Here is a 26,666-nt window from a genome sequence, read left to right on the forward strand (position 1 = left end):
ATAGAAAGTTAGAAAGCCATGGGAGCGCAACTTCGGGTCTACCGGCAGAAAATTAGTTCTGCCAAGACGACCAAGAAGATCACACGCGCGATGGAGCTGATCTCCGCGTCGCGCATTCAAAAGGCGAAGCAGAGAGTAGCTGCATCGGGTCCGTACTCACGTGCGGTCACGCGTGCCGTCTCGGCGGTGGCGACTTTCTCGAACGTCGATCACGTGCTGACAACTGAGCCCGAGACGATTGACCGCGCTGCGGTTGTTATCTTCTCGAGTGACCGCGGACTTGCGGGAGCGTTCAACACGAACGTTCTCCGCGAAGCTGGCGAACTCGCAGCTCGACTCGAAGCCGAAGGCAAAGAGGTCGTTTACTACCTGGTTGGGCGTAAGTCCGCCGCGTACTTTGCCTTCCGCAAGCGCGATGCAGAGCAGATTTGGACTGGCGGCACGGACTCACCAGAGTTCGAGGTCGCCAAAGAAATCGGTGACGCCGTCGTCAGCAAATTCTTGCAGCCGGCAAGCGAAGGCGGAGTGGACGAAATCCACATCGTGTACAACCGCCTAGTGAGCATGCTTCTGCAGGTTCCTGAGGTTGTTCGTCTTCTCCCACTGGAGATCGTTGAAGGTGTTGAAGCACCCGAAGAGTCGGAGATCCTTCCGCTCTATGAGTTCGAACCAGAGGTAGACAAGGTGCTCGACGCCTTGCTTCCTGTGTATATCGAGAGCCGTATCTTCAACGCCATGCTCCAGTCTGCCGCTGCAAAGCATGCAGCAACGCAGAAGGCAATGAAGTCTGCAAGCGACAACGCAGACAAGCTCATCAACGACTACACGCGCTTGGCCAACAACGCGCGTCAGTCGGAGATCACCCAGCAGATTTCCGAGATCGTGGGCGGCGCGGACGCCCTCAGCTCGGCTAAGTAAGAACCATAGATAGGGAAGCCATGACTGAAAAAGCCCCGGCCAAGAAGGCCCCCGCTGCAAAGGCAGCAACCACAAAAGCAGCAGCGACGAAGGCGGCAGCCGTAAAGGCCCCCGCCAAGAAGACGCCTGCAAAGAAGGCAGCTGCCAAGACGGTTCCTGCTGCGAATGTTGCCGGTATCGGTCGCATCTCGCGCGTAATCGGCCCAGTTGTAGACGTCGAGTTCCCGCATGATTCGATCCCCGGAATCTACAACGCGCTCAAGACCAACGTCACCATCGGCGGCGAGACAACCGAGATCACTCTCGAAGTAGCTCAGCACCTCGGTGACGACGTAGTTCGCGCCATCGCGCTCAAGCCCACTGACGGACTTGTCCGTGGACAAGAGGTTCGTGACTCTGGCGAGCAGATCACTGTTCCTGTTGGTGATGTCACCAAGGGCAAGGTCTTCAACGTCACGGGTGACATCCTCAACGCAGATGAAGACGGCAAGGTCAACGGCGAGACCGTTGAAATTACCGAGCGCTGGCCCATCCACCGCAAGCCCCCGGCATTCGACCAGCTTGAGTCGAAGACGGAACTCTTCGAAACCGGTATCAAGGTCATCGACCTTCTCACGCCCTACGTGCTCGGTGGAAAGATTGGTCTCTTCGGTGGTGCCGGTGTCGGTAAGACCGTTCTGATCCAGGAAATGATCCAGCGCGTTGCCTCCGACCACGGTGGTGTTTCGGTATTCGCCGGTGTTGGTGAGCGTACCCGTGAAGGTAACGACCTCATCGTCGAGATGGAAGAAGCGGGAGTCTTCGACAAGACTGCTCTAGTCTTCGGCCAGATGGACGAGCCGCCAGGAACGCGTCTTCGCGTTGCGCTCTCGGCTCTCACTATGGCTGAGTACTTCCGTGACGTTCAGAAGCAAGACGTGTTGCTCTTCATCGACAACATCTTCCGCTTCACGCAGGCCGGTGGTGAAGTTTCGACGCTTCTCGGCCGCATGCCTTCTGCCGTTGGTTACCAGCCGAACCTCGCCGACGAGATGGGTATCCTTCAGGAGCGCATCACCTCGACGCGTGGTCACTCGATTACGTCGCTGCAGGCAATTTACGTGCCTGCCGATGACTACACCGACCCGGCTCCGGCAACCACCTTCGCCCACCTCGACGCCACGACTGAGCTCAGCCGTGAAATCGCATCGAAGGGTCTGTACCCCGCCGTTGACCCGCTCACCTCGACGAGTCGTATCCTCGACCCCCGTTACCTAGGTGCCGACCACTACCGTGTCGCGACCAACGTGAAGCAGATTCTGCAGAAGAACAAGGAACTCCAGGAGATCATCGCGATCCTCGGTGTTGACGAGCTCTCTGAAGAAGACAAGATCACCGTATCGCGCGCACGTCGCATCCAGCAGTTCCTCTCGCAGAACACCTACATGGCGAAGAAGTTCACCGGTGTTGAGGGATCGACTGTTCCGCTCAAGGAGACCATCGAGTCGTTCGACGCGATCGTCAAGGGCGAGTTCGACCACGTTGCTGAGCAGGCGTTCTTCAACGTCGGTGGCATCAACGATGTCGAAGAGCAGTGGGCCAAGATTCAGAAAGAGAACTCCTAACAATGGCAGTTCTGACAGTGAGCGTCGTCTCCGCCGACCAGGAAATCTGGTCGGGGGAGGCGAGCCAGCTCATCGCTCGCACCACTGAAGGTGAGATCGGTATTCTTCCCGGCCACGAACCGCTACTCGCGATTCTGGCTCAGGGAGAGGTTCGTGTGACCACCACAGACGGCAAGAACGTGACCGCTACCGCGGACAACGGCTTCCTCTCGGTTGAGCACAACACCGTAACAGTGGTGGCAAGCACCGCTGAACTCGTCTAGTTTTCTAACATGCTTATAGCGATGGCCGGGTTGCCGGGTGCAGGAAAAACCACGATCGCAGAGGTCGTGGGCGCCCGGCGCAAGACCACCGTGCTCTCCGTCGACCAGATTGAGACAGCAATTCTGAAGGCCGGCATCAGTGCCGGACAACCCATCGGACTTGCTGCCTATCTGGTGGCTGAGGCGCTTGCAGAATCAGTCTTGCTGAACGACGACGACATCATCATCGATGCCGTCAACGCGGTGGATCCGGCCCGTGAACAATGGGTCAGTCTCGCGGAACGCACTGGCTCCGGCATCCGCTTCATTGAAGTGGTGTGCTCAGACGAAGCCGTGCATGAACAACGACTCGTGGAACGCGCTGCGAAGCGTGCGCTTGCAGGCGCGCCCGACCGTGACGCCGTAGAGCAGAGTGTTGAAGAGTATTCCCCGTGGGGCGGAGTGAGCGGCGCTGTCGCGCGCATCACTCTCGACTCGGCGGGCCCCATCGGCGTGAACGTCGAACGGGCATCCGCATTTCTTGACGCGTGATCATTCTTCTTCCACCCTCGGAAACAAAACGTGACGGGGGAGACGGCAACGCTGCCCTCGACTATGGGCAGCTTTCGTTCCCAGAACTGACTGAGGAACGACAAGCTGTCTCGAACGCGCTCATCGAGCTTTCCGGCGATCCCGACGCAGCACAGAGCGCTCTCGGCATCAGCACGAAACAACTTTTTGAAGTTGAACGCAACCGCACACTCGCTGTCGCTCCGGTAATGCCGGCGCTCAAGCGCTACACGGGAGTGCTCTTTGACGGACTCGACGCCGCCTCGTTGACGCCGGAAGAATGGGCCTTCGCCGAGAAGTGTGTAGTCGTGCACTCAGCGCTATTCGGCCCCATCGGTGCGGGAGATCCCATTCCCGCATACCGACTCTCGCATAACTCAAAGGTGCCCGGCGTTCCCTTGAAGCGTCACTGGAGAGCCTCCGTCACGGCTGCCTTGGCTGCGGTAGAGGGGCTCCAACTAGATTTTCGGTCGGAGGCGTACGCCCAACTTGGAGCGACCTCTCCCCGTAGCGTCTACCTCCGGGTGGTGACTGAAGGCGCTGACGGCAAACGGGTTGCGCTCAGCCATTTCAACAAAAAGTCAAAGGGTCTCTTTGCGCGCGCTCTCATCAGAGCGGGGATCGACCATGAATCGATCGATTCGCTACTGACCTGGGCAAACGGCGCAGGCTTCCGTCTTGAACCTGGCGCCCCTGGCGAACTGGACCTCGTCGTAGAGAACGCGTAGCTCACGCCGCGTTACGATTACGCCACGCGCCAGCAGCCCTCGAGGTGGTCGTCAACCATGCCGGCGGATTGCATGAGGGCGTACATCGTCGTCGGTCCAACAAAGCGAAAGCCGTGTGCTTTTAGCGCTTTGCTCATCGCGGTGGACTCCGGGGTGATGGCCGGTACTTCGTCAAAAGTGCGCAGCCGTTCAGGGCGAGCGGGAGGAGCGAAGCTCCACAGAAGAGTGTCGAGCGCACCCGGGGCGTTCTCCGTTAGCGCCAGAGTTGCCTTCGCGTTGGTGATGGCAGCGGAGACTTTCAGCCGATTACGAATGATACGCGGATCGTCGAGGAGGCGGGCCACGTCGTCGTCGCCGTAGTGCGCGATCGTTGCCACATCGAACTGATCGAACGCCTCGCGGATGCCCTCGCGCCGGCGCAGGATCGTGATCCACGACAACCCGGCTTGGAATGCTTCGAGCATGATCTTCTCGAACAGACGGTGGTCGCCGCGGAGTGGGTTGCCCCATTCCTCGTCGTGGTAATTGCGATAGAGCTCGTCGTCGCCAACCCAGCTGCACCGAGAGCGCCCGTCGGGGCCAACAATCAGTGCTTCACGTTCGCTCACTTGTGAGCGATCCCCTCATGCTTGAGCAGCCACTGCTTGGTGGGAACGCCTTCGCCACCGCTATAGCCGGTGATGCGCTGGTTGGAAGCGAGTACCCGGTGGCAGGGGACGATGATCGGGATGGGATTGGCGCCGACAGCGCCGCCAACGGCCCTGCCCGCACTTGGTCGCCCGGTGGCGCGGCCGATGTCGGCATACGACACAGCGGCACCGAAAGGGAGCTGGCCGAGTTGGAGCCACACCGATCGCTGAAACTCAGTGCCCGTGGTGGAAAGGGGGAGATCAAAGGAGCGACGCTTGCCTTCGAAATATTCGCTGAGCTGCTGAGCGGCGTGCGTGAGTACGTCGCACGAGGCCTCGGCCTGGTGATCGTGGGGGAGCGCGCCAGCGTTCTCGATGGCGAGACCCGTGACGTGTTCGCCGTCGCTCGTGAGCTCAATGCGGCCGATGGGTGACGGCACCCTGAGCAGGTACGCGACCCCGGTGGAGGGGGATGTGATCGTGTGCATGTGTCGAGCGTACGCTGCGCAGTTCGCGACCTGCTGGCTATTTTCGGACATTGCAATTCCGAGAGGATTCGGAGCGCTGGTGAGGAGAGGTGCTAGATGCCGTCTTCGTTGCGAGGTTCAATGTTGATGCTCTGGTTGAGCTCGCTGATTGTGGTGTTGAGCGCCTCGAGCTGCTTCACGAGGTCGTCGTAGGTGTCGACATCCGCTTCGATGGAGTCGTAGAGAGTGTTGAGGTAATCCTGACGACTAATGAGTTCGTTGCGTTCACTGTTGAACTGATCGAGGGTGTTGAAATCGCCCTCATCGGCGCGTGAATTGAAACTGTCGATGTCGTTGTTGAGCTCGTCATAGCCGGAGTTGTAGGTCGCGTAGTCGTCGTCGATACTCGCGCGAAGCACATCGAGTTGGTCGACGAGTTTTGCACTGGCCTCCAGCTGTTCGGTAAACACCGCGTTCGACTTCTCGTGGAGCGCCACCACCGTGGCGCGGTCAGTGAAGTACTCCGCGTAGTGAGCCTCAAGCTCAGGGCTGACATCAGCGAATTCGGTGCCGATGATTGAGTGCAGCTCGTTCGACCGTTCCCCCGGCTCAGTCTTCGCATAGAACTCAAGGGTGGTCGCGAATTCGGGATCGTCTTTCATGCTCTCGGCTGCTGCTTCGAGCAGAGTCGTCAAGCGATCCTGCTCGGTAGTTGAGAGGCGGTCCCACGCGGCGTGCAACATCTCGTGGGCAGCGACGACTTCTTCGATGCCGTCGAGACGCTCATCTGTGACGTCGTAAAGGAAGATTGACTTGCTGCTCGGAAAGTAGCATCCGAGCACGCCGAAGTTCTCCTCGACGTTGGAGCACGTGGTGTTGAAAATCGGGTTCGTCTGAATCTCAGGGTGACTGGCATAGAAAAGGAACTGGCCCTCGTCAGACATCGCCGCCGTGGTGACATAGGCCTGGACAGTCGCTGACGGTTCAAAATCCCACACCGCAAACTGATCCGAAATGCGCTGCTGATTAGTGAGCGCCCAGACGCCAGTCGCGATAACCGCAAGATTGAGCGCGACAGCGAGCACGATCGCGATAACGCGCGCAACAGTAATGCGCGTATCGCTCTCGTGGGGACGCTGCGTTAGCGATTTATCCTCAATGCTCACGAAAAGAACTCTATCTGAGCCGTGGGGTCAGAGGGAGGGCGAACGTGGTGAGTTCTAGAGACGGCTCCATGCTTCGGTCAAGACCGAGCGCAGCATCGATTCTATCTCGTCAAATTCAGCAGGACCGATCGTGAGGGGCGGTGCCAGCTGAATCACAGGATCTCCACGGTCATCCGCGCGGCAGTACAGCCCGGCGTCGAAGAGTGCCTTCGACAGGAAGCCGCGCAACAGGCGCTCTGACTCGTCGTCGTTGAAGGTTTCCTTCGTCGCTTTGTCTTTCACGAGTTCGATGCCAAAGAAGTAGCCGTCGCCGCGCACATCGCCGACGATGGGCAGATCGAGCAGGCGCTCAAGCGCAGCGCGGAACTTCGGTGAGTTCTCGCGAACGTGCTCGTTGATCTTCTCTTCCTCGAAAATGTCGAGGTTTGCCAGCGCAACCGCGGCAGACACCGGATGTCCACCGAAGGTGTACCCGTGGTAGAACGTCGTCGCGCCGTGCTTGAAGGGCTCGTAGACGCGGTCAGACACGATCGTGGCACCGATGGGCGAGTATCCACTCGTCATGCCCTTGGCGCACGTGATCATGTCGGGAATGTAGTCGTAGGCGTCGCACGCGAACATGTGGCCAAGGCGACCGAAGGCACAAATGACTTCGTCGCTGACCAGCAGTACGTCGTATTCGTCACAGATCTCGCGAACACGTTGGAAGTAGCCGGGGGGAGGCGGGAAGCATCCACCCGAATTCTGCACGGGCTCAAGGAAGACGGCTGCGACAGTCTCGGGGCCTTCGAAGAGGATCATTTCTTCGATGCGGTTAGCCGCCCACAGGCCGAATTCTTCTTCGGTGCCGTGGAAGCCCATTTCTTCTGCGCGGTAATAGTTAGTGTTCGGCACGCGGAATCCACCAGGAACGAGAGGCTCAAACATCTCCTTCATGCCGGGGATGCCGGTGATGGCCAGTGCGCCCTGCGGGGTGCCGTGGTAGGCAACCGCGCGGGAAATCACCTTGTGCTTGGTGTGACGGCCCTGCAGCTTCCAGTACTGCTTGGCTAGCTTGAATGCAGTCTCAACGGCTTCGCCGCCGCCGGTGGAGAAGAACACACGGTTGAGGTCACCGGGCGCGTAGCCAGCCAGGCGATCAGCCAGCTCGATGGCGCTGGGGTGCGCGTAGGACCAAAGCGGGAAGAACGCGAGCTCTTCGGCCTGCTTGGCAGCAACCTCAGCGAGGCGCTTGCGGCCGTGGCCAGCATTGACCACGAAAAGTCCGCTCAAGCCGTCGAAGTACTTGTTGCCTTTGCTGTCATAAATGTGGTGGCCTTCGCCGCGCACAATGATGGGAACCCCGGCACCGTCTTCCATCACCGATTGGCGAGAGAAGTGCATCCACAGGTGGTCTTTGGCTTTTTGTTGAAGATCGGCTTCGTCGTACTCTGACATGGCTGACACTTTCTTGAGGGTTGTGAGGAACGCTTAGCGCGTTCCCCAGTTGTAGAACTGCTTGTGGAGGCGCAGGTAGACGAAGGTTTCCGTCGAACGCACGCCGTCGATCCCGCGAATGTCGCGGTTGAGAAGGTCGATCAAGTCGTCGTCGTTTTCACAGACCACTTCGGCGAGGATGTCGAAGCTGCCGGCAGTAAGAACGACGTAGTCGACAGCGGGCAGTTTTCCAATCGTTTCGGCAACGACTGTGGTGTCTCCCGAGACTTGGATGCCGATCATGGCTTGGCGAAAAAAGCCAAGCTGCATGGGGTCGGTAACCGCGACGACCTGCATGACGCCGGAGTCTGTCAGCTTCTGCACGCGCTGACGAACGGCGGCTTCACTGAGGCCAACTGCCTTACCGATCTCGGCGTAGGAGCGTCGGCCATCGTTCTGAAGTTGCTCAATGATGGCTTTCGAAACATCGTCGAGATGCACAGGCTTGCTTGCGGAACTACGCGACGGGGTGGTCATGCCTCGATTTTGTCAGTTGAAACCCGCTTCTGCAAGCGATTCCGAATCAAAATAGTGATTTTGCTGCGGAAACCGTCAGTCTGAGGGTAGATTCCGGATGACACCCTCGCTATCGTTGACGCATGAGCGCTTCAGAAATCAAGAACTTCATCAACGGCGAGTACGTAGCCGCGCGCACCGAGTCAAGTTTCGACGTGATCGACCCCGCGACCGAGCACAGCTACGCCGAGTCGCCTGTCTCGTCAGCCGCTGACGTGGATGCCGCCTACGCCGCAGCGTCGACCGCCTTCGAAACCTGGGGCGAGACGACTCCCTCGGAACGTCAGCTCGCCCTCTTCCGCATTGCCGACGCGATGGAAGCGCGCGCCGACGAGTTCGCTGACCTTGAATCGAAAGACACCGGAAAGCCCCGCGCCAGCCTCGTCGCTGACGAGATCATGCTCTCGGTTGACCAAATCCGATTCTTCGCGGGAGAAGCCAGACACCTCTCCGGAATGGCTTCCGCTGAATATATGAAGGACCACACGTCATCGATTCGCCGTGAGCCCATCGGCGTTATCGGTCAAGTGGCGCCGTGGAACTATCCGCTCAACATGGCCGTCTGGAAAGTCGCCCCCGCCATCGCGGCCGGCAACACGACGGTGCTGAAGCCCAGCGACACGACACCGTCGGCCACCCTGCTGTTCGCAGAGGTCGCATCCGAGTTTCTGCCAGCGGGCGTCTTCAACGTTCTCACCGGAGACCGCACCACCGGCGGTCTCATGATCGACCACAAGACGCCGCAAATGGTGTCGATTACGGGCTCAGTGCGGGCCGGAATGGAAGTTGCTAAGGCGGCATCCGTTGATCTCAAGCGTGTGCACTTGGAGCTAGGCGGCAAGGCTCCGGTCATTGTCTTTGACGATGCCGACATCGAGTCTGCTGTTGCAGGCATCGGAGCCGCCGGCTACTTCAACGCGGGACAGGACTGCACTGCAGCGACGCGGGTGATCGTGCACGAGCGGGTTCATGACGAATTCGTGGCAGCCCTCGTGGCCTGGACGCGCGATAACGCGACAACGGGTGCACCCCATGAAGACGTTTACTTCGGGGCCGTGAACAACGCAAACCAGCTCGCTCAAGTCTCACGCGTGATTGAAGAGCTGCCGTCGCACGCTCACGTCGAACTCGGGGGAGCGCGCCAAGGAAGCCAGGGCTACTTCTACGAAGCCACGATTGTCTCCGGGTTGCTGCAACACGATTCTGCCGTACAGAACGAGATCTTTGGCCCGGTCATCACCGTTCAAAAATTCACGGATGAGAACCAAGCCCTTGAGTGGGCCAACGACGTCAACTACGGTTTGGCTTCGAGTGTGTGGACTCGCGATCACGGTCGTGCAATGCGATTCGCAAAGCACCTCGACTTCGGTTGCGTGTGGATCAACACCCACATTCCGATCGTCGCCGAGATGCCTCACGGTGGTTTCAAGCACTCCGGATACGGCAAAGATCTGTCGAGCTATGGCTTCGAGGACTACACGCGCATCAAACACGTGATGAGTTTTATCGGACAAGCGTGACCGGCTCCCACGAGAAATCGTCAAGCGTGTCTAAGATTGCGGCGTGAGGCATGACTTTGACGACACGATAACGGCGGGCCAGCGGCCCACGGTGTGGTCGAACGTTCCCGACCTCGAGGACACGATCATCCTCAGTTCTCGGCGTCGACCCCCCACCGTGCAGCCGTACGAACGCCCGGTGGAAGCTCAGGCGAAGCAAGCGTCAGCCACGACCGCTCAAGAGGCGGCACGATTGCGAGCGCGCGTTGCAGCGCAAGTGAAGCCTCCTCAGCAGTCGTCGGCACCGCCAGCATCCGCGTCGTCTGCGTTGTACTACCGAGTGCAACTCGACGGATCGGGGCAGGCTCACTCGCTTGAGCATGCGTGCGTATTCGGTCGTGATCCGCGACCACCGCGCATCGTTAAAGGTGTTGGACCACGTTTGGTTGCGGTGCAATCGCCGCTGCGGGAAGTCTCTGAGACGCACGTCGAAGTGCGACAATTGGGAGCTTCGGTGATCGTGACTGATCTTCGATCGACGAACGGGTCCATCGTTCAAGTGCCAGGCAATGCTGCACGAAAACTCCGTCAGGGTGAGTCGGTGGTCGTTTCGACCGGCACGCTAGTGGATATTGGTGACGGAAACATCATTCGGATTCTGCCTCGGCGGCGTCTGGAGTAAAACGGGCAGGAAGGTAGCCGTGACCGAAATCGGCGGCAACAACCCGAAGCACACCATCGCTCTACCAGGGCGAGAACAGCAAACGTTTACGTTTGCGTGGGCTGCGGGAACTCATACGGGCCATCGGCGCGCCGCAAACGAGGACAGCTACGTCGCGCGTTCTCCGATGTTTGCTGTCGCAGATGGCATGGGCGGCCACTCTGCCGGCGATTTGGCGAGCGCTGCCGTTGTCGAGCGACTGGATGACGCGATCACGGGAGACTTCTTGCCAGCCCGGGCCGTTGAGCGAGCTCTCGAACGAGCAACGGACTACATCGGACTTATCGCTCAAGATAGCGAGTTGGGGGTCGGTACGACGGTAACGGGTGTCGTCGTCACGGAGCACCACGAATCGGCAAGCTTCGCTGTCTTTAATGTCGGTGACAGCCGCGTTTACGACTACGAGAACGATCGATTGGTACAGGTCACGCGAGACCACTCGGTTGTTCAGGATCTTGTGGACGCCGGGGTGATTTCGCGCGAAGAAGCGGAGGATCATCCTGATGCCAACATCATCACTCGCGCGGTGGGCTTCAACGCGACCCCATCGCCCGACTTCTGGATGCTGCCGATTCAGCGCGGTCAACGGCTCTTGATTTGCTCGGATGGCCTTACCCGCGAGGTCTCCGACGTCGAGATTTCGCAGATTTTCGCGAAGCATAATTCGGCAGAGGAAACAGTCTCAGAACTCATTGATTCTGCACTCGACAGCGGCGGCCGCGACAACATCACGGCAATTGTCATTGACGTGTTAGAAGTGCCTACAGCGACATAGTCGTCTAGTCCTCCATACTGGGGACAGACCATCTGACCCCAAACAAGGGGCAGAATCCGATTTGTGAGTGCTTTCCTCACTTAGAATGATCGAACTCGACGACATGTTAGGGGTGTTTCTGTGGCTCGAAGACTGCCCTCAGATCCGCCTGCCCTGCCCGGGTTCTCACATGTGCACGTTTTGGGCTCCGGTGGATTCGCCGATGTGTTCTTGTATGAGCAGAATATGCCGCGTCGCCAAGTCGCCGTCAAGGTTATGCTCAGCGAGGTCGTCAACGACCAGGTTCGCCTCATGTTTCAGGCTGAAGCGAACCTTATGGCGCAGCTCAGTTCGCATCCTTCAATCCTCACCGTGTACCAGGCGAGCGTCTCGTCTGACGGTCGCCCCTACTTGGTGATGGAACTGTGTTCCTCCACGCTCAGCCAGCGCTACCGCCTGGAGCGACTTCCCGTGCCCGAGGTGCTGCGGATCGCCATCAAGATCGGTAGCGCGATCGAGACTGCCCACCGCGCCGGTGTCTTGCACCGCGACATCAAGCCTTCCAATATTCTGACGACCGCATACGGCCATCCTGTGCTCTCAGACTTCGGTATCGCGGCAACGCTGAGTGAGTCCGAGAATCTTGAAGCCGTGGGAATGTCGATCCCGTGGTCTGCTCCAGAAGTGTTGATGGATGAGACGGCCGGCACTATTGAATCCGAGCTGTGGTCCTATGCCGCGACGGTGTACTCGCTCCTAGCGGGGCGTTCCCCCTTCGAGGTGCCGGGGGAGTCGAACAAGTCGACAGACCTTATTTCTCGAATCAACCGCGCGAAGCCCCGTACGACCGGTCGCAGCGATGTGCCCGAGAGTCTTGAACGTGCGCTCAACCGGGCGATGTCACGCAAACCTGAAGCGCGCCAGGGCAGCGTGCTAGAACTCGTGCACGAGCTGCAGGCCGTGGAATCTGAGCTCGGCCTCTCCCAGACCGCCATAGAAGTTGCTATGGATGACTGGGCGCTCGCAACCGTGGCTGAGCTTGAAGACCGCACTCGGGTTCGTCCGGGTCAAGCTGCACCGATGACGTCGTCACAGCGTCGCAAACGCCGGCGCCCTGCCGCGGTCGACGACAGCTTTGGTTCATTCGAGAGTGAAGCGGCAGAGGGCAAGATGTCTCGCCGCAAGACAGGAATGAGTCCGATTCCGCGTACTCGCGGCATGCAAACTATTGCGTGGATTGGTGTTGCGGTCGCCGCGCTCGTGGTCGTGCTCGGCGCCACCGTCACGCTCGTGCAATTGCAGACTGGTTCCACCGACATCCCGACTGTGAGCGACATTAGCGCTACGGTCTCGACCGATGTCGTTGAGTTCTCGTGGTTCGATCCTGGACTCGAACCAGGTGACTCATACCAAATCACAACAACAGACAACCAACCACCGCTGCAACAGCGAGAACCCAGCTTTGTGGTTGACGCTGAGTCTGGCGAAAACGTCTGCATCTCTGTGACAGTGACCCGCGACGGCAAATCGGGCGCAGCGAGCGCGCAGAAATGCGCGGTGTTGCCGTGATGATGGGTGGCTGTGATTAAGCGCTGGGGCAAAGCGCGTCGCTCAACAGTGATCGGCGTGGTGAGTGTCTCTGCGATCGTGGCGTTGGTAGCCACGGTCGCAATTGTGTCGACCGGTTACACCGCACAGCAGGTCGACTTGGCAGACGGTGCTGTCTGGGTGGCGAACAATCAAGAGCAAGCGATCGGGCGCGCGAGCACGGAAGTTCTTGAGATCAACTCTGTCGTGAATGCGCGGAGTGCTGACCTCGAAGTTATTCAGCACGGCGAGAGTGTTTTGCTATTCGACCGATCGGAAAGTGCGATCGATGTTGTCGATCCCGCCGTGTCCGAGATCGAGGAGAGCGTCGCTCTTCCGCCCAATCAGCCCGAGGTCTATTTCGCGGGAGACAACGTTGTTGTTCTCGAACATGGCACGGGCGACCTCTGGATTAGGTCCTACGAGGACTTCCTCAATTTCGATGCGGAATCACCGGCATCCTTGAGCCTGGGCGCTGATGCGATCGTCAGCGTTGACGACGACGGCTTACTCTTCGCGTTCTCTCCGTCGACAAGCCAACTCTTCCGGGTAAACGCGGCGATTTCTGACACCGCTGAATCAAGCGTGAGTCTAGAACTCGACCCCAATGCGGAACTCAGCATTACTTCGGTTGCTGGTCAATGGGCCGTTCTCGATTCGGATGCCGAACTGCTGTACATGGACGGTCGCACTGTCGACCTCACCGGCCTCGTGGACGGCGGCAACGGCACGGTTGTGCAGATTCCCTCGATAAACGGTGAGCGCGTGCTTATCGGATACAGCCAGGGAGTCATTAGCGTTCCGCTCAGCGGCGCCGCAGCGGTAGGGCTCGCTACGGGTCAATCCGGGGTCGCGGCACCTCCGCTCCGCTTGGGCGATTGCGAGTTCGCCGCCTGGACGAGTGGCGAGAACTGGCGCCGCTGCCCCAGCGATGCCGGTGAGGGTGTCATGCTGCAACTGAGCGGAATGGAAGCTAACGCGCAGCTCTCCTATTCGGTCAATGGTTCGCGCGCCGTGCTCAACGACCGTCTCTCCGGCCGGACGTGGGCGGTACAAAGCTCCGGTGAGTTGATCGACAACTGGAACCAACTCATCACGGCTGAAGATGAAGAGCCTGAAGTTGAACAGAACCTTCTCGACGTCGAACCAGAGGTTGACACTGTTCAGCAACCCCCGGTCGCGGTAGACGACAGCTTTGGAGCTCGCCCCGGGCGTGCCACCGTCTTGCCCGTTTTGCTCAACGACTACGACGCCAATGGCGATGTGCTGGTGGTGGAGAGTCTTCCGACGATCAACCCCAGCATCGGACGAATCGACCGCATCAACGAGCGCCAGCAGATTCAGATCACGCTCGAACCCGGTGCGAGTGGTCAAGTCAGTTTCGACTACACCGTCAGCGATGGTCGCGGGGGTACCGCCAGCGCGACCGCAACGATTGATATCCGAGCCGACTCCGAGAATTCACCGCCAGAACAGGTGCGAGCGACGAAATTTACGGTGCAGTCTGGCGGCCGTGTATCCAACCAAATCTTGGGCGACTGGGTCGACCCTGATGGCGACCCTTTTTACTTGACGAGCGCCTCCGTTTCGGCACCTGATGCTGTCAGCTACAAGCCGGGGGGAGACCTCGTCTTCTCGGACTCTGGTGCTGGTGGAGAACTCAAGGTCGTCACCCTCGTCGTATCGGATGGCACGAGCGAAAGCTCGGGCGGTGTATCCGTTTCGGTCAAACCAGCGGGCGAAGTGCCCATCGAGGCAGACCCGTTCGTTGTGCTCGCCTATGCGGGCAAGGAAGTCACCGTCTCGCCGCTGAGCCACGTGCGCGGAGGCAACGGCAACATCCGCCTCAATAGCGTTCCCGCGAAGACGGGCGCTCAAGTCTTGCCGAGCTACGAGACCGGTACCTTCCGATTCCAGAGCGACGAAATTCGAAGCCACAACCTCGAATATGTCGTCACCGATGGCAACCTCACGTTCACCGCAATTGTGCGAATCGATGTGGTTGCTCCGCCAGACGCCAACACCTCGCCCATTACCGTTCCGAAAACTGTCTTCGTGCAAACTCTTCAGAACGAGCGAATCGATGTCGCTGGTACCGACGTAGACCCGGCCGGTGGAGTGCTGCTGGTCACCGAGATCATGAACCTTCCCGTGAGCTCGGGCGTTCGTGCAGAAATCTTGGAACAACGACTCGTTCGTGTGAGCTTGGAGGCCCCACTCGATGACGGGCCGGTCAGCTTCAACTACCGCATCAGCAATGGGTTAGCGGATGCCGTTGGTGTCATCACGGTTGTCGAAATTGCGGCACCGTCCCGGCTTCAAGCGCCGATCGCGAACGACGACTCCGTCACCGTTCGTGTGGGACAAGCCGTCGACATCCGCGTGCTCGACAATGACGAACACCCCGATGGGCTCGAACTGACTCTGGTGCCGAAGCTTGCGCAAGACCTCCCTGAAGACTCGGGACTGCTCTTTGCCTCCGGCGAAGTGCTGCGCTACCTTGCGCCTGATCGCACGGGAAACTTCACGGCCGCGTACCAAGTTGCTGGCCCCGATGGACAGTCGGCAACCGCGATCGTGCGAATCGCGGTGCGCGAGCTCGACGCCTCAAGCAATAACCCTCCTGTGCCCCCAACAGTGACAGCCCGCGTGCTGGCAGGCGACACCGTGCGCGTGCAGATTCCGCTGACATCGGCAGACCCCGACGGCGACTCGGTGCAGTTGCTTGGCCAAGCGACGAACCCGAGCAAGGGTGCCGTCATCGATGTTGAGTCCAATACCTTCGTTTATCAGGCTGGTGAGTACTCGGCCGGAACCGACACCTTTAGCTACACCCTCATTGACTCCCTCGGTGCGCGCGCAAACGGCGAAATCAACATCGGGATTAGTCCGCGCCTTGATGGTGCCCGCAACCCGGTAGCGATCATCGATGAAGTGACGGTCAAGCCGGGCATCACTGTGTCGGTGCAGGTGCTCGCGAATGACTCCGACCCCGACGGCAGCCAGCTGTCGGTGGTGTCGGTAGAGCCCAACGATTCCACCACCGTCGCAGAGATCGATGGGGATGTGGTGAAGGTCACGCCGCCCGAAGAACCTGGCGACTACGGCATCATTTACGTCATCGAAAACGAGACGGGCGGCTCGAGCCAAAACTTCATCCGCGTTACCGTCGACCCCGAGGCCAAACCGGCGTATCCCATCGCCACCGATAGCGTCTTGACCCTCTCAGATGTGCTGGATCGCAACCGCGTCACTGTCGATGTTCTCTCGGGAGTGTTCTTTGCCGACGGCGACCCCGGAACCCTCACGCTTGGGATCTACCCGGGCTACGGCGATGCAGCCCGCGTGACATCAGACAAGCAGATCGAAGTCTCTGTGGGAGATGTCGGGCAAATCATTCCCTTCCGTGTGACGAACCCCGCCGACCCCACCGTCTTCAGCTACGCGTTCATTAAGGTGCCGGGATATAACGACGCTTTGCCGCAAATTGATCGCCGAGCTCAGAAACTCAGCATCAATAGTGAGAGCACGCTCGTAATCGACCTCAACGACTACATCATCGCGGTCGGCGACAAGCCCGTGCGCCTCACCGACTCCAGCACAGTGCTGGCCACCCACAGCGATGGCGCTGACCTCGTGCGCGACGAGGACACTCTCGTCTTCACTTCGGCGGAAAAGTACTTTGGGCCGGCATCCATTTCGTTCGAAGTGACCGATGGCACTTCGGCGACAGATCCTGAGGGCCGTACAGCTATTTTGGTGCTGCCCATCGACGTGCTTCCCCGCGACAATCAAGCCCCCGTTTTCGGCGGCGCTGTCATCGACTTTGAACCGGGTCAGGAAAAGGAGATCGATCTCCTCAAGCTGACGAACTACCCGTACCCTGACGACCTCGACGAGCTCGCTTATTCGGTCCTGAGCCCGCTGCCGGAAGGCTTCAGCTACGCGCTCGAGGGCACGATGTTGACGCTTCGGGCGAACAACAGCGCGTTCAAGGGAACGCGCACCTCGATTTCGCTCGGTGTTCGCGATGATCTCTCCGAGGGCAAATCTGGTCGCATCGAGTTGAACGTGGTGCCGTCAACGCGCCCCCTCGCGAGCCCAGCCGCCGACCTCGCTATTGCGAAACGCGGCGAGACAACTGTCGTTGATGTGCTTGCCAATGATGCCTCCACCAACCCCTTCCCCGGAGCGCCACTGCGAGTGGTCGATATCCGTGGACTCGGTGGCGGATCTATTCCCACGGGACTCTCGATCGTCCCGAGCAGTGACAACAGCACACTGACCGTCACAGTCTCTAGCGAAGCGGTTCCTGGTGACGTAAACCTGCAATATCGCGTCGCGGATGCCACCAATGACGTGACGCGGTATGTCTGGGGCACGGTTGTCGTGTCGGTCCAAGACAAACCAGACCCGGTTTCGAACCTCGGACCGAGCGGTTTTGGCGACAAGACGATCATGATGCGCTGGAACGCTGGGCCGGCCAACAACTCGGCAATCACTTCGTACCGGGTGACGACGAAAGCCGCTGGTGTACTCGTCAACACGGTCGAGTGTGCTGGAACGACGTGCGCGATTCCGACCACCGGAAACGGACCAACCAACTCCGTCAAGGTCACTGTCGTAGCGATCAACGCCATTGGAGAATCGGACCCCGTTACGCTTGCCGACTCTGTGTGGTCAGACATCATCCCCGTAGCGCCGACGACGCTCAGCGCATCACCCCTTGATCATGGACTTCGCCTGACGTGGAATGCGGTGCCGACACCGGCAGGCGGTTCCGCTGTTGACCGCTACCGTGTTGTCGTCGGTGGCTTCGAAACGACGCTCGGCCTTGCTCAGTGTGATGGCACTACCTGCACGTGGGAGACTCCGTCAACGTGGGTACTCGACAACGGCGTAGCCGTGACATACACCGTGAGCCCACGAAATGCTGCCTACACCGCGCTCTCGGTCTGGAACACGAGTGAACCGCGCAGTGCGATCCCAGCCGGTCCGCCCATCGCTCTCACTGCGCCGGTGGCTACCGTCGTCAACGACACCACCGCTGAATTGACCTGGCCCGCTGCGTTCAACGAAAACGGTCGCCCGGTAACCGCCTACACAGCAGCGGCCTATACCGGCGCCGAGCCAACCTGTTCGGCGAACGGCTCGATCACCGCCAGGGGCGCGAAGCTAGCATCGGTTGGCTCGGGCACATCAGCGACCTTCAGCGGACTCTCGCCTAACCGCACGTACACGATGGTGGTATTCGCCTTCAACGGCCAAGGCTGCACGGCGTCGCCGACGGTTGTCGCCCATACCCCGCCAGCCGTTGTGACGGCGCTCACGACCGCAGGCCCGGTGGCGAACGGAAACCGCTTTGACTTCACCGTGAACGGGGGAGCGATGGGCTCTGACACGCTCAACAGCGACTACACCCTGTACTACAGGCTCAGCGGTGGCAGCGTTCCGGGAACCATCTACGGGCCAGTAGCTCTCGGCTCCTTCCTCACCGCTGATGGCGGCCAGCAGTACGGTCAAAACATCTCCGTGGAAGTTCGTGCCTGCCGCAGCTACGGATCAGGACCAATCTGTCAGCCCGAATGGTCAGCACCCTTTGCGCTCGGCATTCCCGTGAATCCTTCCGTAGCGGGGCTGACGTTCACTTCGGATAATGATGTGCTGAACGAAAGTGGCACCTTCGAATGGCTCGATTGGCCAAGCGGAACGTACGAGAGTGTGCGCTACCGTTGCGGCGGACTCACCTTAGGTCCGTGGCAGACGGCAGACACCACCGTGCCTGGCGGAAGTTGTCACGCCGATGTGGCGCTCCTCGTGGCGAACCCCACGCTCGTTATTCGCGTGATCGCCAATGGCGGTCAGATCTACGACAGAACTTATAACGGATATGACTATGACTAGAGGTGCGCTATGACCATGACTCCCGACGAAGCCGCATGGTTCGCGGAAAGCTTTAATCGACTCGTGACGAACGTCGAGCAAGTTCTGCTCGGAAAAACGTTCGTCGTGCGCCTTGGCTTCACGGCACTACTGAGCGAAGGGCACCTACTTCTCGAGGACTACCCCGGAACGGGAAAGACCTCGTTTGCTCGCGCCATTGCGCAGAGCGTCTCGGGAACGACCAACCGCATCCAGTTCACTCCCGACCTTTTGCCGGGTGACATCACCGGTGTCAGCATCTTTGATCAGCGCGATAACAAGTTCGAATTTCACGCCGGACCGATTTTCTCCAACATCGTTCTCGCCGACGAAATCAACCGCGCAAGCCCCAAGACCCAGGCCGCTCTTCTTGAAGTGATGGAAGAGGGGCAAGTGACTGTCGACGGAGTCACGCACCCCGTTGGCTCGCCGTTCATGGTCATCGCAACCCAAAACCCTATCGAGCAAGCCGGAACGTATCGCCTGCCCGAAGCACAACTTGACCGCTTCTTGATGAAGGCCTCCATCGGATACCCCGACCGTGCGTCCACGCTGCGCATCCTCGACGGTGCCGGCGTCGCCGCACACTCGACCGCCATCGAGCCTGTCGTGAGCGCAGAACTCGTCGTCGAAATGGCGCAGCTCGCACGCACAGTGCACGTCGATCCCACAATCAACGACTACGTGAGTCGCCTAGTCGAAGCGACGCGAAGCGCTGCCGAAGTGCGTCTCGGTGTGAGTGTTCGCGGTGCGCTGGCATTGATCCGAGCAGCAAAGACTCTCGCAGCGTCTAATGGCCGTCACTACGTTGTGCCGGATGACGTCAAGGCTCTTGCCGAATCGGTTTTGGCTCATCGTCTCGTCATCGATGCTGAAGCCGAGTTCGAGGGCGTTACTGCCTCAAGCGTGATCGCTCAGATTCTGATCGAGAACCCACCGCCCACAGAGCGGCAAGCCGTGTGAGTTCACTCCTCAACCGCTCGGCGAAAGGGCAGCCACAGTACACCGCGCCGGAACAATCAGGTCCGAGCGGCGATAAGTCACGCTCGGATGCAGACTTTCCCACCGCTATTCGTGGCCTCGACAATGCGCGAACGCGGCTCGTCGGTTACCGCACGGGGTTTCTTGCTGACCTGATTGTCGCGCTTGTCCGTTTCGCGGTGCTGGCACGCGCGACCTTTTCCCGGTACGCCAAACGCATTACGGCAGTCGTCACCCCTGTCGGCTGGGTCGTGCTTGTGCTCGTGCCGGTCACGCTCATCGTGGGGTACACGATCGCCTGGCAAGAACTTGTCGTCGTAGGGTTTGCGCTCGCTGCAATCGCGCTCATGGCCGCGATTTATCTCTTTGGGCGCAGTCAATTAACGATCAGCCTTCACGTGGGGCACCATCGTGTCGTCGTCGGTGAGCTCGCGACCGGCGAGGTACGGGGAGAAAACGAAGGCAAGCGTCGCAGTCTCGGCGTTATCGCGGAGATCCCCGTTGCGGCCACCTATGCCGAAGCCGTGTTACCGAGTTTGCGCCAGGGCAGTTCGGCGACTCACGAGTTTCCGATCCCTACTCATCGACGCGGTGTCATTACAGTCGGCCCCGTGCGCACGGTGCGTGCCGACCCGGTGGGACTCGTGCGCCGCGAGCTGGTCTGGACCGAGTCCGCAGAAGTTTTTGTGCACCCCCGCACCATCAGCATCCCGAGTGTGAGCACGGGACTAATCCGCGACTTGGAAGGTAACCCCACCAAGGACCTCGCCAACAACGACATCTCGTTTCACGCGCTGCGGGAGTACGTGCGCGGTGACGAGCGACGCAACATCCACTGGAAAACAACAGCTCGTACAGGCCGCTACATGGTGCGCCAGTTTGAGGAAACCCGACGCAGCCACCTGGTCATCGCCTTGAGCTTGGCGACGACCGACTACTCGAACGACTACGAGTTCGAAATGGCAGTGAGCGTCGCTGGTTCGCTTGGCGCTCAGGCGATCCGGGATGCCCGCACGGTGACAGTCGTCGCGAGTGAGCAAACGCCGCAGTTTGCCAAGAGAAAGATCTTCGCGGTAAGGGCGCTTTCTACCCTCACTGGTACCCGCCTTCTTGATGACCTCACCCGCGTTCAACGTGCCGATACAGCGCTGCGCCTCATCGACGTCGCGCGCGTAACGTCAGAGCAGACCAGTGGAGTTTCTGTTGCGTTCTTGATCTGTGGATCGACGGTGACTTCGCAGCAGTTGCGTGCAGCGTCGACCAAATTCGCGACGAATGTCGAAGTGGTAGCGATTGTGTGTGACCCGGAAGCGGTTCCGGGGCTACGACGAGTTTCAGGACTCAGTGTGCTCACCATCGGGTATCTCGAAGAACTCAAGAGAGCCCTCGCACGATCGGCGGGTGCATGACCGCACCAGTCTCTCGATCCTTCGTTGTTGTCTCCGGAGCTCTGCTCTGGGTCACTGTCGCGCTCGCATCTGCAGCGCTGTGGCCGATTTATCGCACGACAGATCTCACCGTATTGATCGCTGTCGGCGTGCTTGCAGGCTCTGCGGTGGCCATCGTCTCGCTCTGGCGTCGCTGGTCATTCCTGACGACGTCGGTGGTCGCCGTGATCGTGTTCGTGGTCATCGGTGTTCCCGTGGCGGTCCCGTCAGAGACGCAATGGGGAGTCGTGCCGACACCCGAGGGCCTGAGCGACCTTGTGTTGGGTGTGGCGCTCGGATGGAAACAGTTGCTGACCATTTCGCTGCCGGTCGGAAACTATCAAGCTCTACTCGTGCCCGCCCTTGTTCTGGTGTTTTTCGGCACCGTTATCTCTTTGAGCGTCGCATATCGCACGGCTCTCGCGGAATTGTCTGTCGTGCCATCAATCGTCATTTTTGTCATGGCAATCGCACTGGGCCCGACCTACCCCGACCAGCCTGTACCTCTCGCGCTGGCGCTCCTGATTGTGATTGCGCTCGCGATGGTGTGGTTCCGTTGGCGTCGTCGTCGCGACACCGTCAATGCCCTTGAAGCAGCGATGGATGCGCCCGGAGTCGCTCGACGCAAACGCGAGTTCGGATTCGCCGGTGTACGCACCATGGTCAGCGCTGTCGTCATCTTGGCTATTGCCTCGGGAGTGGCGTTGGTGGCGGCGAACGTGGCACCGCCTACAAACAATCGTGCCGTGCTCAGGACGGCGATTGTGGAGCCATTCGATCCTCGCGATTATGTGAGCCCGCTTTCGGGCTTCCGTCGCTATTGGCAGCCCAGCACCGCGAACTCTGTGTTGTTTGAGGTGTCGGGAGTTCCGCTGGGTACCCGCGTGAGACTAGCGACACTCGATAGCTACAACGGTGTCGTGTATGCGGTGGGTAGCGGACGAGTCTCGAGTGAGTCGGGTTCGTTCTCGCGAGTACCGTCTCGTTTCGATCAATCCGACGTTGACGGTGATCAGGTCGATTTGACGATCACGATCGCAGGCTATGAGGGCGTCTGGCTACCTACTGTCGGCCTATTCGAGCAGGTCGATTTCTTCGGTGAGCGCGCACCGGATCTTCGTGATTCCTTCTACTACAACAAAGTTTCCGGAACGGCCGCGGTTGTTGGCGGAGTTGAGAGCGGAGATACCTACACGTTTGAGGGCGTTGTCCCGGTGCAACCGAGCGCCGAAGAACTCAGCACGGTAACGCCTGGGCTGGCAGAAGTGCCCCCGGTCCAAGATTCGCCGGAAGAACTCACCGAGCGGCTGGACCAATACGTTCGCGCAGTAACGACGCCGGGGGAGCGCCTCACCGCCATGCTCGACGGCCTCGCGGCCGATGGTTACATCAGCCACGGGGTCGGTATTGATGAACCCGCCAGTAGGTCGGGGCATTCTGCCGATCGTATTGCGGAGCTGTTTACTGCCCCACGCATGATTGGTGATGGCGAACAATATGCGGTGGCCGCATCCGTGATGGCGAATGAACTGGGATTCCCCACCCGCGTTGTTCTCGGGTTTATTACCTCAGATCCTCAAATTCGAGGCGACGACGTTTCTGCGTGGATCGAAGTGAACACAGCCGAGTACGGCTGGGTCACGATCGATCCCAACCCGCCGCTGCGCGAGATTCCGGAAGAGAATCCTGACGACATTGCGCAGGTTGCGCGGCCCCAAACTGTGGTTCAGCCGCCCGAAATTGAATCGGACACGACCAACCGCCAGTCGAATCCTGACAGCGAACAGGCGCTGCAACCTGACCTCGACCCTGTGCTCCAAGCCGTGCTCGCCGTATTGCGAGTTGCGGGCTGGACGCTGTTGGTGATCTTGGTCATTGCGGCACCTTTCCTGCTGATTATTGCCGCGAAGGTGCGACGCCGTCAGCTTCGTAAGCGTGCCGATTCGACGGTCGAACAGATCAGCGGTGGATGGCAAGAATTCGAGGATTCCCTCATCGACCACGGCTATTCGCCCCCCATATCGGGAACACGAACGGAAGTCGCTGCTGTGATGGCCACTCCGGATGCTCGCGGACTCGCCGAGCACGCTGACCGTGCGATTTTCTCCGGAGCTGAACCGGAAACTGTTGAAGCCGACGCGTTCTGGACGAACGTGACGGAACTGGAAACTCAACTCAATACTGGACTGTCGCGCTGGGCGCGGTTCAGGACCAAAATATCACTGCGATCGCTCGGTGGTTATAGTGTCACAAGTCTGTTTAAGCGATAGAGGACCACCCGTGAATTGCTCTTTCTGCGCGACGCAACTACCCGCCGATGCCGTCTATTGTGCTGAGTGTGGGCGGCCTGCGATGTCTCGTCGCGCCCGCCGGGGTGCTGTCGGAGGCGACGTGACCCCGCCTGCTGCTGTCGCTCCTGCGCGTTCTGAGCGCGCGGAAGGCGCCGCCGATGAAACACCAACGAACCTGCGTCGCCGTCGGAATCGTGGGTCCGCTGCGGCTGATTCCGCTGCGGCTGCGGCTGCGACGAGCTCCGTTCCCGAACACGCTGAAGAGGCACCGGCTGGGCACAATCCGGCTACGGCATCCGATGGTGTGGATGCTTCTGCCCCCGTGCTCGCCGAGCTGGCGCCTGTCAGCGTAGAGAAGCCGGTGGACGTTGCCGAGAACGCGTCAGCCGACGCTGTGGCCATAGACGATGTCGACTCGGACAACGGCACAGAGCTGCCTGCAGCACTTCGCGATGCCTTGGTGTCAGCGCCTGACGTGCTGGCGGATGGCGCCCGCACGCTGCGGCTGGGTGACCCGCTTGTGCTCTCGGCTGCCGCTGACGTAGTTCGTTCCGAGGCTGATGCTTCGCGTGCAGAGCAATCCGCGGAGGCGGTCGTGTCTGACTCCGCCGACGTTGAGATCCCGAGCGATGCAGCGCCAGCTGCTGCGGACGAGCCGGAACACCCTATTCCGTTCGATGAAGACGGCCCCTATGACGAGGTGCTTCCGTTCGATGAGGACGGCCCCTACGACGAGGTCGCAAACCCTGCGCTTCTCACCTTCGACCAGAACCTCCCCGTCGCATCGACCGCCGCGCCGGATGCTGAACCGTACTTCACGACAGTTGCGGAAGCGGCTGCTGCGCTTGCAGCCGAACCTTCCTCTGGCGGCGTAGTCGACGATGACTTTGTGCGCGAACAGCCACAATCTGACACGAACGAAAGCTGGCGAGGTATGCCGGCGCCGATCCTCGAGGAATCGACTCCGCTCGCGGTAGATGCGGATTATGTCGCGGTCGCTGACGAAAAACAGGACACTGACGCTGCGCCCGAACCGGCGACCGACGAGGCTCCCGAGCGTGCGGTAGTTGAGCCCGTGGCTACTGTCGAGCCCGAGCCCGAGCCCGAGCCCGAGCCCGAGCCCGAACCCCAGGCTGATGCCGAGGCTGATGCCGAGCCAGTCAGCAATGTTGAGCCCGTCGCCGAAATTGAACGGGAGACCGATCCCGCGGCCGCTGAATCGGAGGTTTCCGAGTTCGTGCGTGCCGAAGAAGTCGCAGCCGAATCTGCGGAAGAGCCCGAAACTCACTCGGAATCTCAGGCTGACACGGAAGCCGATGGGACGACGGCAGAGATCGACGTCGAAGCACACGAACCGAATGAACCGGAGCCTGTCGCAGAGTTTGTAGCGCACGATGCTGATGCTGCGGTTGGTGAGCCCGAGGCGCGCCTTGAAGCGCTTGTTGAGCCTGAACTGGCCGGATCGTCCGAGTCCGAGGCATCGCTCGACACGAAGCTTGAGTCCGGCGCCGACGCTGAAGTAGTGCTCGAACCGGAACTCGATTCCGCGCCAGAGCCTGAGCCCGAGCCCGAGCCCGAGCCCGAGCCCGAACCTGAGCCAGAGCCAGAGCCAGAGCCAGAACCTGAACCAGAACCAGAACCGCTAGTGGAACCTGAGCCGCTTGTAGAGCCAGCACCGCTTTCTCGGTCCGCTTTCGAGCCCGACTTGAGTAAGTTGGGTCGTCCTGAGGCTGTCGAAGAAGAGCCAGTGCGCCTTCACGTGAAGCCAGTACGTCCGTTGGGTGAGGAACCGCTCTTCACGACTGCAGAGCGCTTGCGTGCATCCGCCTTCGCGCCCGTCGCCTCTGAACGTGTCGATAGCCAGCCAGCTCCCTCTGCGGTAGCCGGGCCCGAAGAATCGGCCGCTGTTGCAACCGGACCGGCACCCCACGGAGCAGGAGAGCACGGGACCCAACCGCGCGGTGAAGTCGCGGCGGCGGTAGCAGCTGTCCAAGCAGAGCCCGCAGTCGAGGAAGCGGCCGCACTGATTGGCTCATCCGTTGAGACGTGTCAGCAGTGTGGCACCGTTCTGGCTGAATCCGACATCTTCTGTGGCTCCTGCGGTTTCGTGCGTCACGGCGTTGGCCCTGGTGCTCGCGCCGCAGCATCCACGCCACACACCATCGTGCAGGAAGCAGCTTCTTCCGACGAAAGTGCACATGACCAGGTAGAGACGATCGACCACAGCGAGGTCACGGCTGCTGAAGCTCTCGTCCCCGTGGCCGAAGACTCGCACGCTCCGCTTGCGAACGACATGGAGCTGGATGCAGAGATGCCAGCGGCTACAGAGTCGGCCGCAGCGCCAGATGCTGAGGCAGCAGCCCCAGAAGCGCTGCAGCCAGTCGAAGCCGCAGCTCCCATTGCCGAGCAGTCAGTAGTGAGTGATGAGTTCGCCTCCGTGACTGAACCGGAGCCATTGCTCGAGCCGGAGCCATATTCCTCGGCGGCACCGGATCTGACAGTTGCACCCGATCTTGAGCCCGAAGGCGAGCCTGATGATGCTCTGGATGCCGCTGATGCGCTCTCTACGGGCTCGAAACCATTCTCGGTACTCGCTCCGCCTCCGAAGTCTCACCAGCGCGTAGAACTCCCCATCTCGCCGCCGGTGCCACTCGCATCCGTCGGCGCTGATGATGAGGATATTGAAGACACCCGGATCGTTGTTCGCAGCGTCACTGGTACTCGTTTCGTGCTCCAATTCAGCACGGGGGATAGCGTGATCGTGACAGGAACCGGCCTTGTCGGTCGTAATCCGATCCCAGAGCCTTCCGAAAAGTTCGACATCGTCGTGCCGATTACTGACCCCAGCAAGTCGGTGTCTAAGACTCACTTGGAGTTCGGGCAGATGAGTGGAGTGTTCTGGATCAGCGACCGGTATTCCGGAAACGGAACGATCGTTCGCGAGCCAGGCGGAGAGCCGAAGCGATGTGAGCCAGGCAAGCGCTACCGCGTCGTCCGCGGAACGCGAGTTGAAATCGGGGAACAGTTCTTCATCGTCAGCTAACGGGCTGCCGGCATTGAACGCAATGAGCGTATCGATCGCTGCAACCACCCCTGCACAGCGTGCATTAAGCGGGGCTCTCCACTGACGAGGGCGCGCTCTGTTGTGCGCTAGCCAGCCCTGGTGAA

Annotated in this window: 19 protein-coding genes; 14 read left to right on the top strand and 5 right to left on the bottom strand. The window is 60.0% G+C overall.

Annotated elements, in window-relative coordinates:
• Positions 1-18: 18 nt before the first annotated feature.
• The 5 genes from ACWFSR_RS05105 to ACWFSR_RS05125 are packed head-to-tail and all read left to right on the top strand — an operon-like array spanning position 19 to position 4,062.
• The gene (locus ACWFSR_RS05105; RefSeq protein WP_197108942.1) at positions 19-918 is read left to right on the top strand and encodes a F0F1 ATP synthase subunit gamma; all 900 of its coding nucleotides are present in this window, start codon (positions 19-21) and stop codon (positions 916-918) included.
• Positions 919-938: 20 nt separating this feature from the next.
• Positions 939-2,522 (top strand): F0F1 ATP synthase subunit beta, encoded by a 1,584-nt coding sequence (gene atpD / locus ACWFSR_RS05110; protein ID WP_231600166.1) that lies wholly within the window; start codon positions 939-941, stop codon positions 2,520-2,522.
• A 2-nt stretch (positions 2,523-2,524) separates the two neighbouring features.
• A complete protein-coding gene (locus ACWFSR_RS05115; RefSeq protein ID WP_197108941.1) occupies positions 2,525-2,785 on the top strand; it encodes a F0F1 ATP synthase subunit epsilon in 261 nt (86 codons plus the stop codon).
• A 9-nt stretch (positions 2,786-2,794) separates the two neighbouring features.
• Positions 2,795-3,316 (top strand): AAA family ATPase, encoded by a 522-nt coding sequence (locus ACWFSR_RS05120; RefSeq protein WP_197108940.1) that lies wholly within the window; start codon positions 2,795-2,797, stop codon positions 3,314-3,316.
• Positions 3,313-4,062: a YaaA family protein gene (locus ACWFSR_RS05125; protein ID WP_447523249.1), complete on the top strand. Its 750-nt coding sequence runs from the start codon at positions 3,313-3,315 to the stop codon at positions 4,060-4,062. Before ACWFSR_RS05120 ends, ACWFSR_RS05125 begins: the two co-directional genes overlap by 4 nt.
• Positions 4,063-4,079: 17 nt before the next feature.
• On the opposite strand, the gene ACWFSR_RS05130 is transcribed toward ACWFSR_RS05125, so the two are convergent.
• The 5 genes from ACWFSR_RS05130 to ACWFSR_RS05150 all read right to left on the bottom strand — a co-directional run bounded on the left by ACWFSR_RS05130 (position 4,080) and on the right by ACWFSR_RS05150 (position 8,277).
• Positions 4,080-4,670 carry a DNA-3-methyladenine glycosylase I gene (locus ACWFSR_RS05130; protein ID WP_447523250.1) on the bottom strand — a complete coding sequence of 197 codons (591 nt, stop codon included), beginning with the start codon at positions 4,668-4,670 and terminating at the stop codon, positions 4,080-4,082.
• Entirely contained in the window at positions 4,667-5,179 is a 513-nt protein-coding gene (locus ACWFSR_RS05135; RefSeq protein WP_447523251.1) for a methylated-DNA--[protein]-cysteine S-methyltransferase, read from the bottom strand. The genes ACWFSR_RS05130 and ACWFSR_RS05135 overlap by 4 nt, the downstream gene beginning before the upstream one ends.
• Before the next feature lie 92 nt (positions 5,180-5,271).
• The gene (locus tag ACWFSR_RS05140; protein WP_447523252.1) at positions 5,272-6,324 is read right to left on the bottom strand and encodes a hypothetical protein; all 1,053 of its coding nucleotides are present in this window, start codon (positions 6,322-6,324) and stop codon (positions 5,272-5,274) included.
• Between the two features lie 54 nt (positions 6,325-6,378).
• Complete coding sequence (locus ACWFSR_RS05145; protein ID WP_197109012.1) at positions 6,379-7,761, bottom strand: aspartate aminotransferase family protein; 1,383 nt, start codon at positions 7,759-7,761, stop codon at positions 6,379-6,381.
• Between the two features lie 33 nt (positions 7,762-7,794).
• On the bottom strand, positions 7,795-8,277 hold the full coding sequence (locus tag ACWFSR_RS05150) for an Lrp/AsnC family transcriptional regulator (protein WP_197110660.1): 483 nt from the start codon (positions 8,275-8,277) through the stop codon (positions 7,795-7,797).
• Between the two features lie 122 nt (positions 8,278-8,399).
• Here ACWFSR_RS05150 and ACWFSR_RS05155 point away from each other — a divergent pair, with 122 nt between their 5' ends.
• The 9 genes from ACWFSR_RS05155 (at position 8,400) to ACWFSR_RS05195 (ending at position 26,541) form a co-directional block, all read left to right on the top strand.
• A complete protein-coding gene (locus ACWFSR_RS05155) occupies positions 8,400-9,836 on the top strand; it encodes an aminobutyraldehyde dehydrogenase (RefSeq protein WP_197110659.1) in 1,437 nt (478 codons plus the stop codon).
• 43 nt (positions 9,837-9,879) lie between these two features.
• Positions 9,880-10,497 (top strand): FHA domain-containing protein, encoded by a 618-nt coding sequence (locus tag ACWFSR_RS05160; RefSeq protein WP_447523253.1) that lies wholly within the window; start codon positions 9,880-9,882, stop codon positions 10,495-10,497.
• Positions 10,498-10,516: 19 nt separating this feature from the next.
• A complete protein-coding gene (locus tag ACWFSR_RS05165) occupies positions 10,517-11,311 on the top strand; it encodes a PP2C family protein-serine/threonine phosphatase (RefSeq protein WP_197110657.1) in 795 nt (264 codons plus the stop codon).
• Between the two features lie 120 nt (positions 11,312-11,431).
• Positions 11,432-12,859, top strand: a complete 1,428-nt coding sequence (locus tag ACWFSR_RS05170) for a serine/threonine-protein kinase (protein WP_197108933.1) — start codon at positions 11,432-11,434, stop codon at positions 12,857-12,859.
• Between the two features lie 12 nt (positions 12,860-12,871).
• A complete protein-coding gene (locus ACWFSR_RS05175) occupies positions 12,872-18,781 on the top strand; it encodes an Ig-like domain-containing protein (RefSeq protein ID WP_447523254.1) in 5,910 nt (1,969 codons plus the stop codon).
• Between the two features lie 9 nt (positions 18,782-18,790).
• Positions 18,791-19,762 carry an AAA family ATPase gene (locus ACWFSR_RS05180; protein ID WP_197108931.1) on the top strand — a complete coding sequence of 324 codons (972 nt, stop codon included), beginning with the start codon at positions 18,791-18,793 and terminating at the stop codon, positions 19,760-19,762.
• A complete protein-coding gene (locus tag ACWFSR_RS05185) occupies positions 19,759-21,189 on the top strand; it encodes a DUF58 domain-containing protein (protein WP_447523255.1) in 1,431 nt (476 codons plus the stop codon). Before ACWFSR_RS05180 ends, ACWFSR_RS05185 begins: the two co-directional genes overlap by 4 nt.
• Entirely contained in the window at positions 21,186-23,477 is a 2,292-nt protein-coding gene (locus ACWFSR_RS05190; protein ID WP_447523256.1) for a DUF3488 and transglutaminase-like domain-containing protein, read from the top strand. Before ACWFSR_RS05185 ends, ACWFSR_RS05190 begins: the two co-directional genes overlap by 4 nt.
• Positions 23,478-23,559: 82 nt before the next feature.
• Complete coding sequence (locus ACWFSR_RS05195; protein WP_447523257.1) at positions 23,560-26,541, top strand: FHA domain-containing protein; 2,982 nt, start codon at positions 23,560-23,562, stop codon at positions 26,539-26,541.
• The last annotated feature ends 125 nt before the right edge of the window (positions 26,542-26,666 follow it).

Source organism: Salinibacterium sp. NYA9b, from assembly GCF_976973725.1.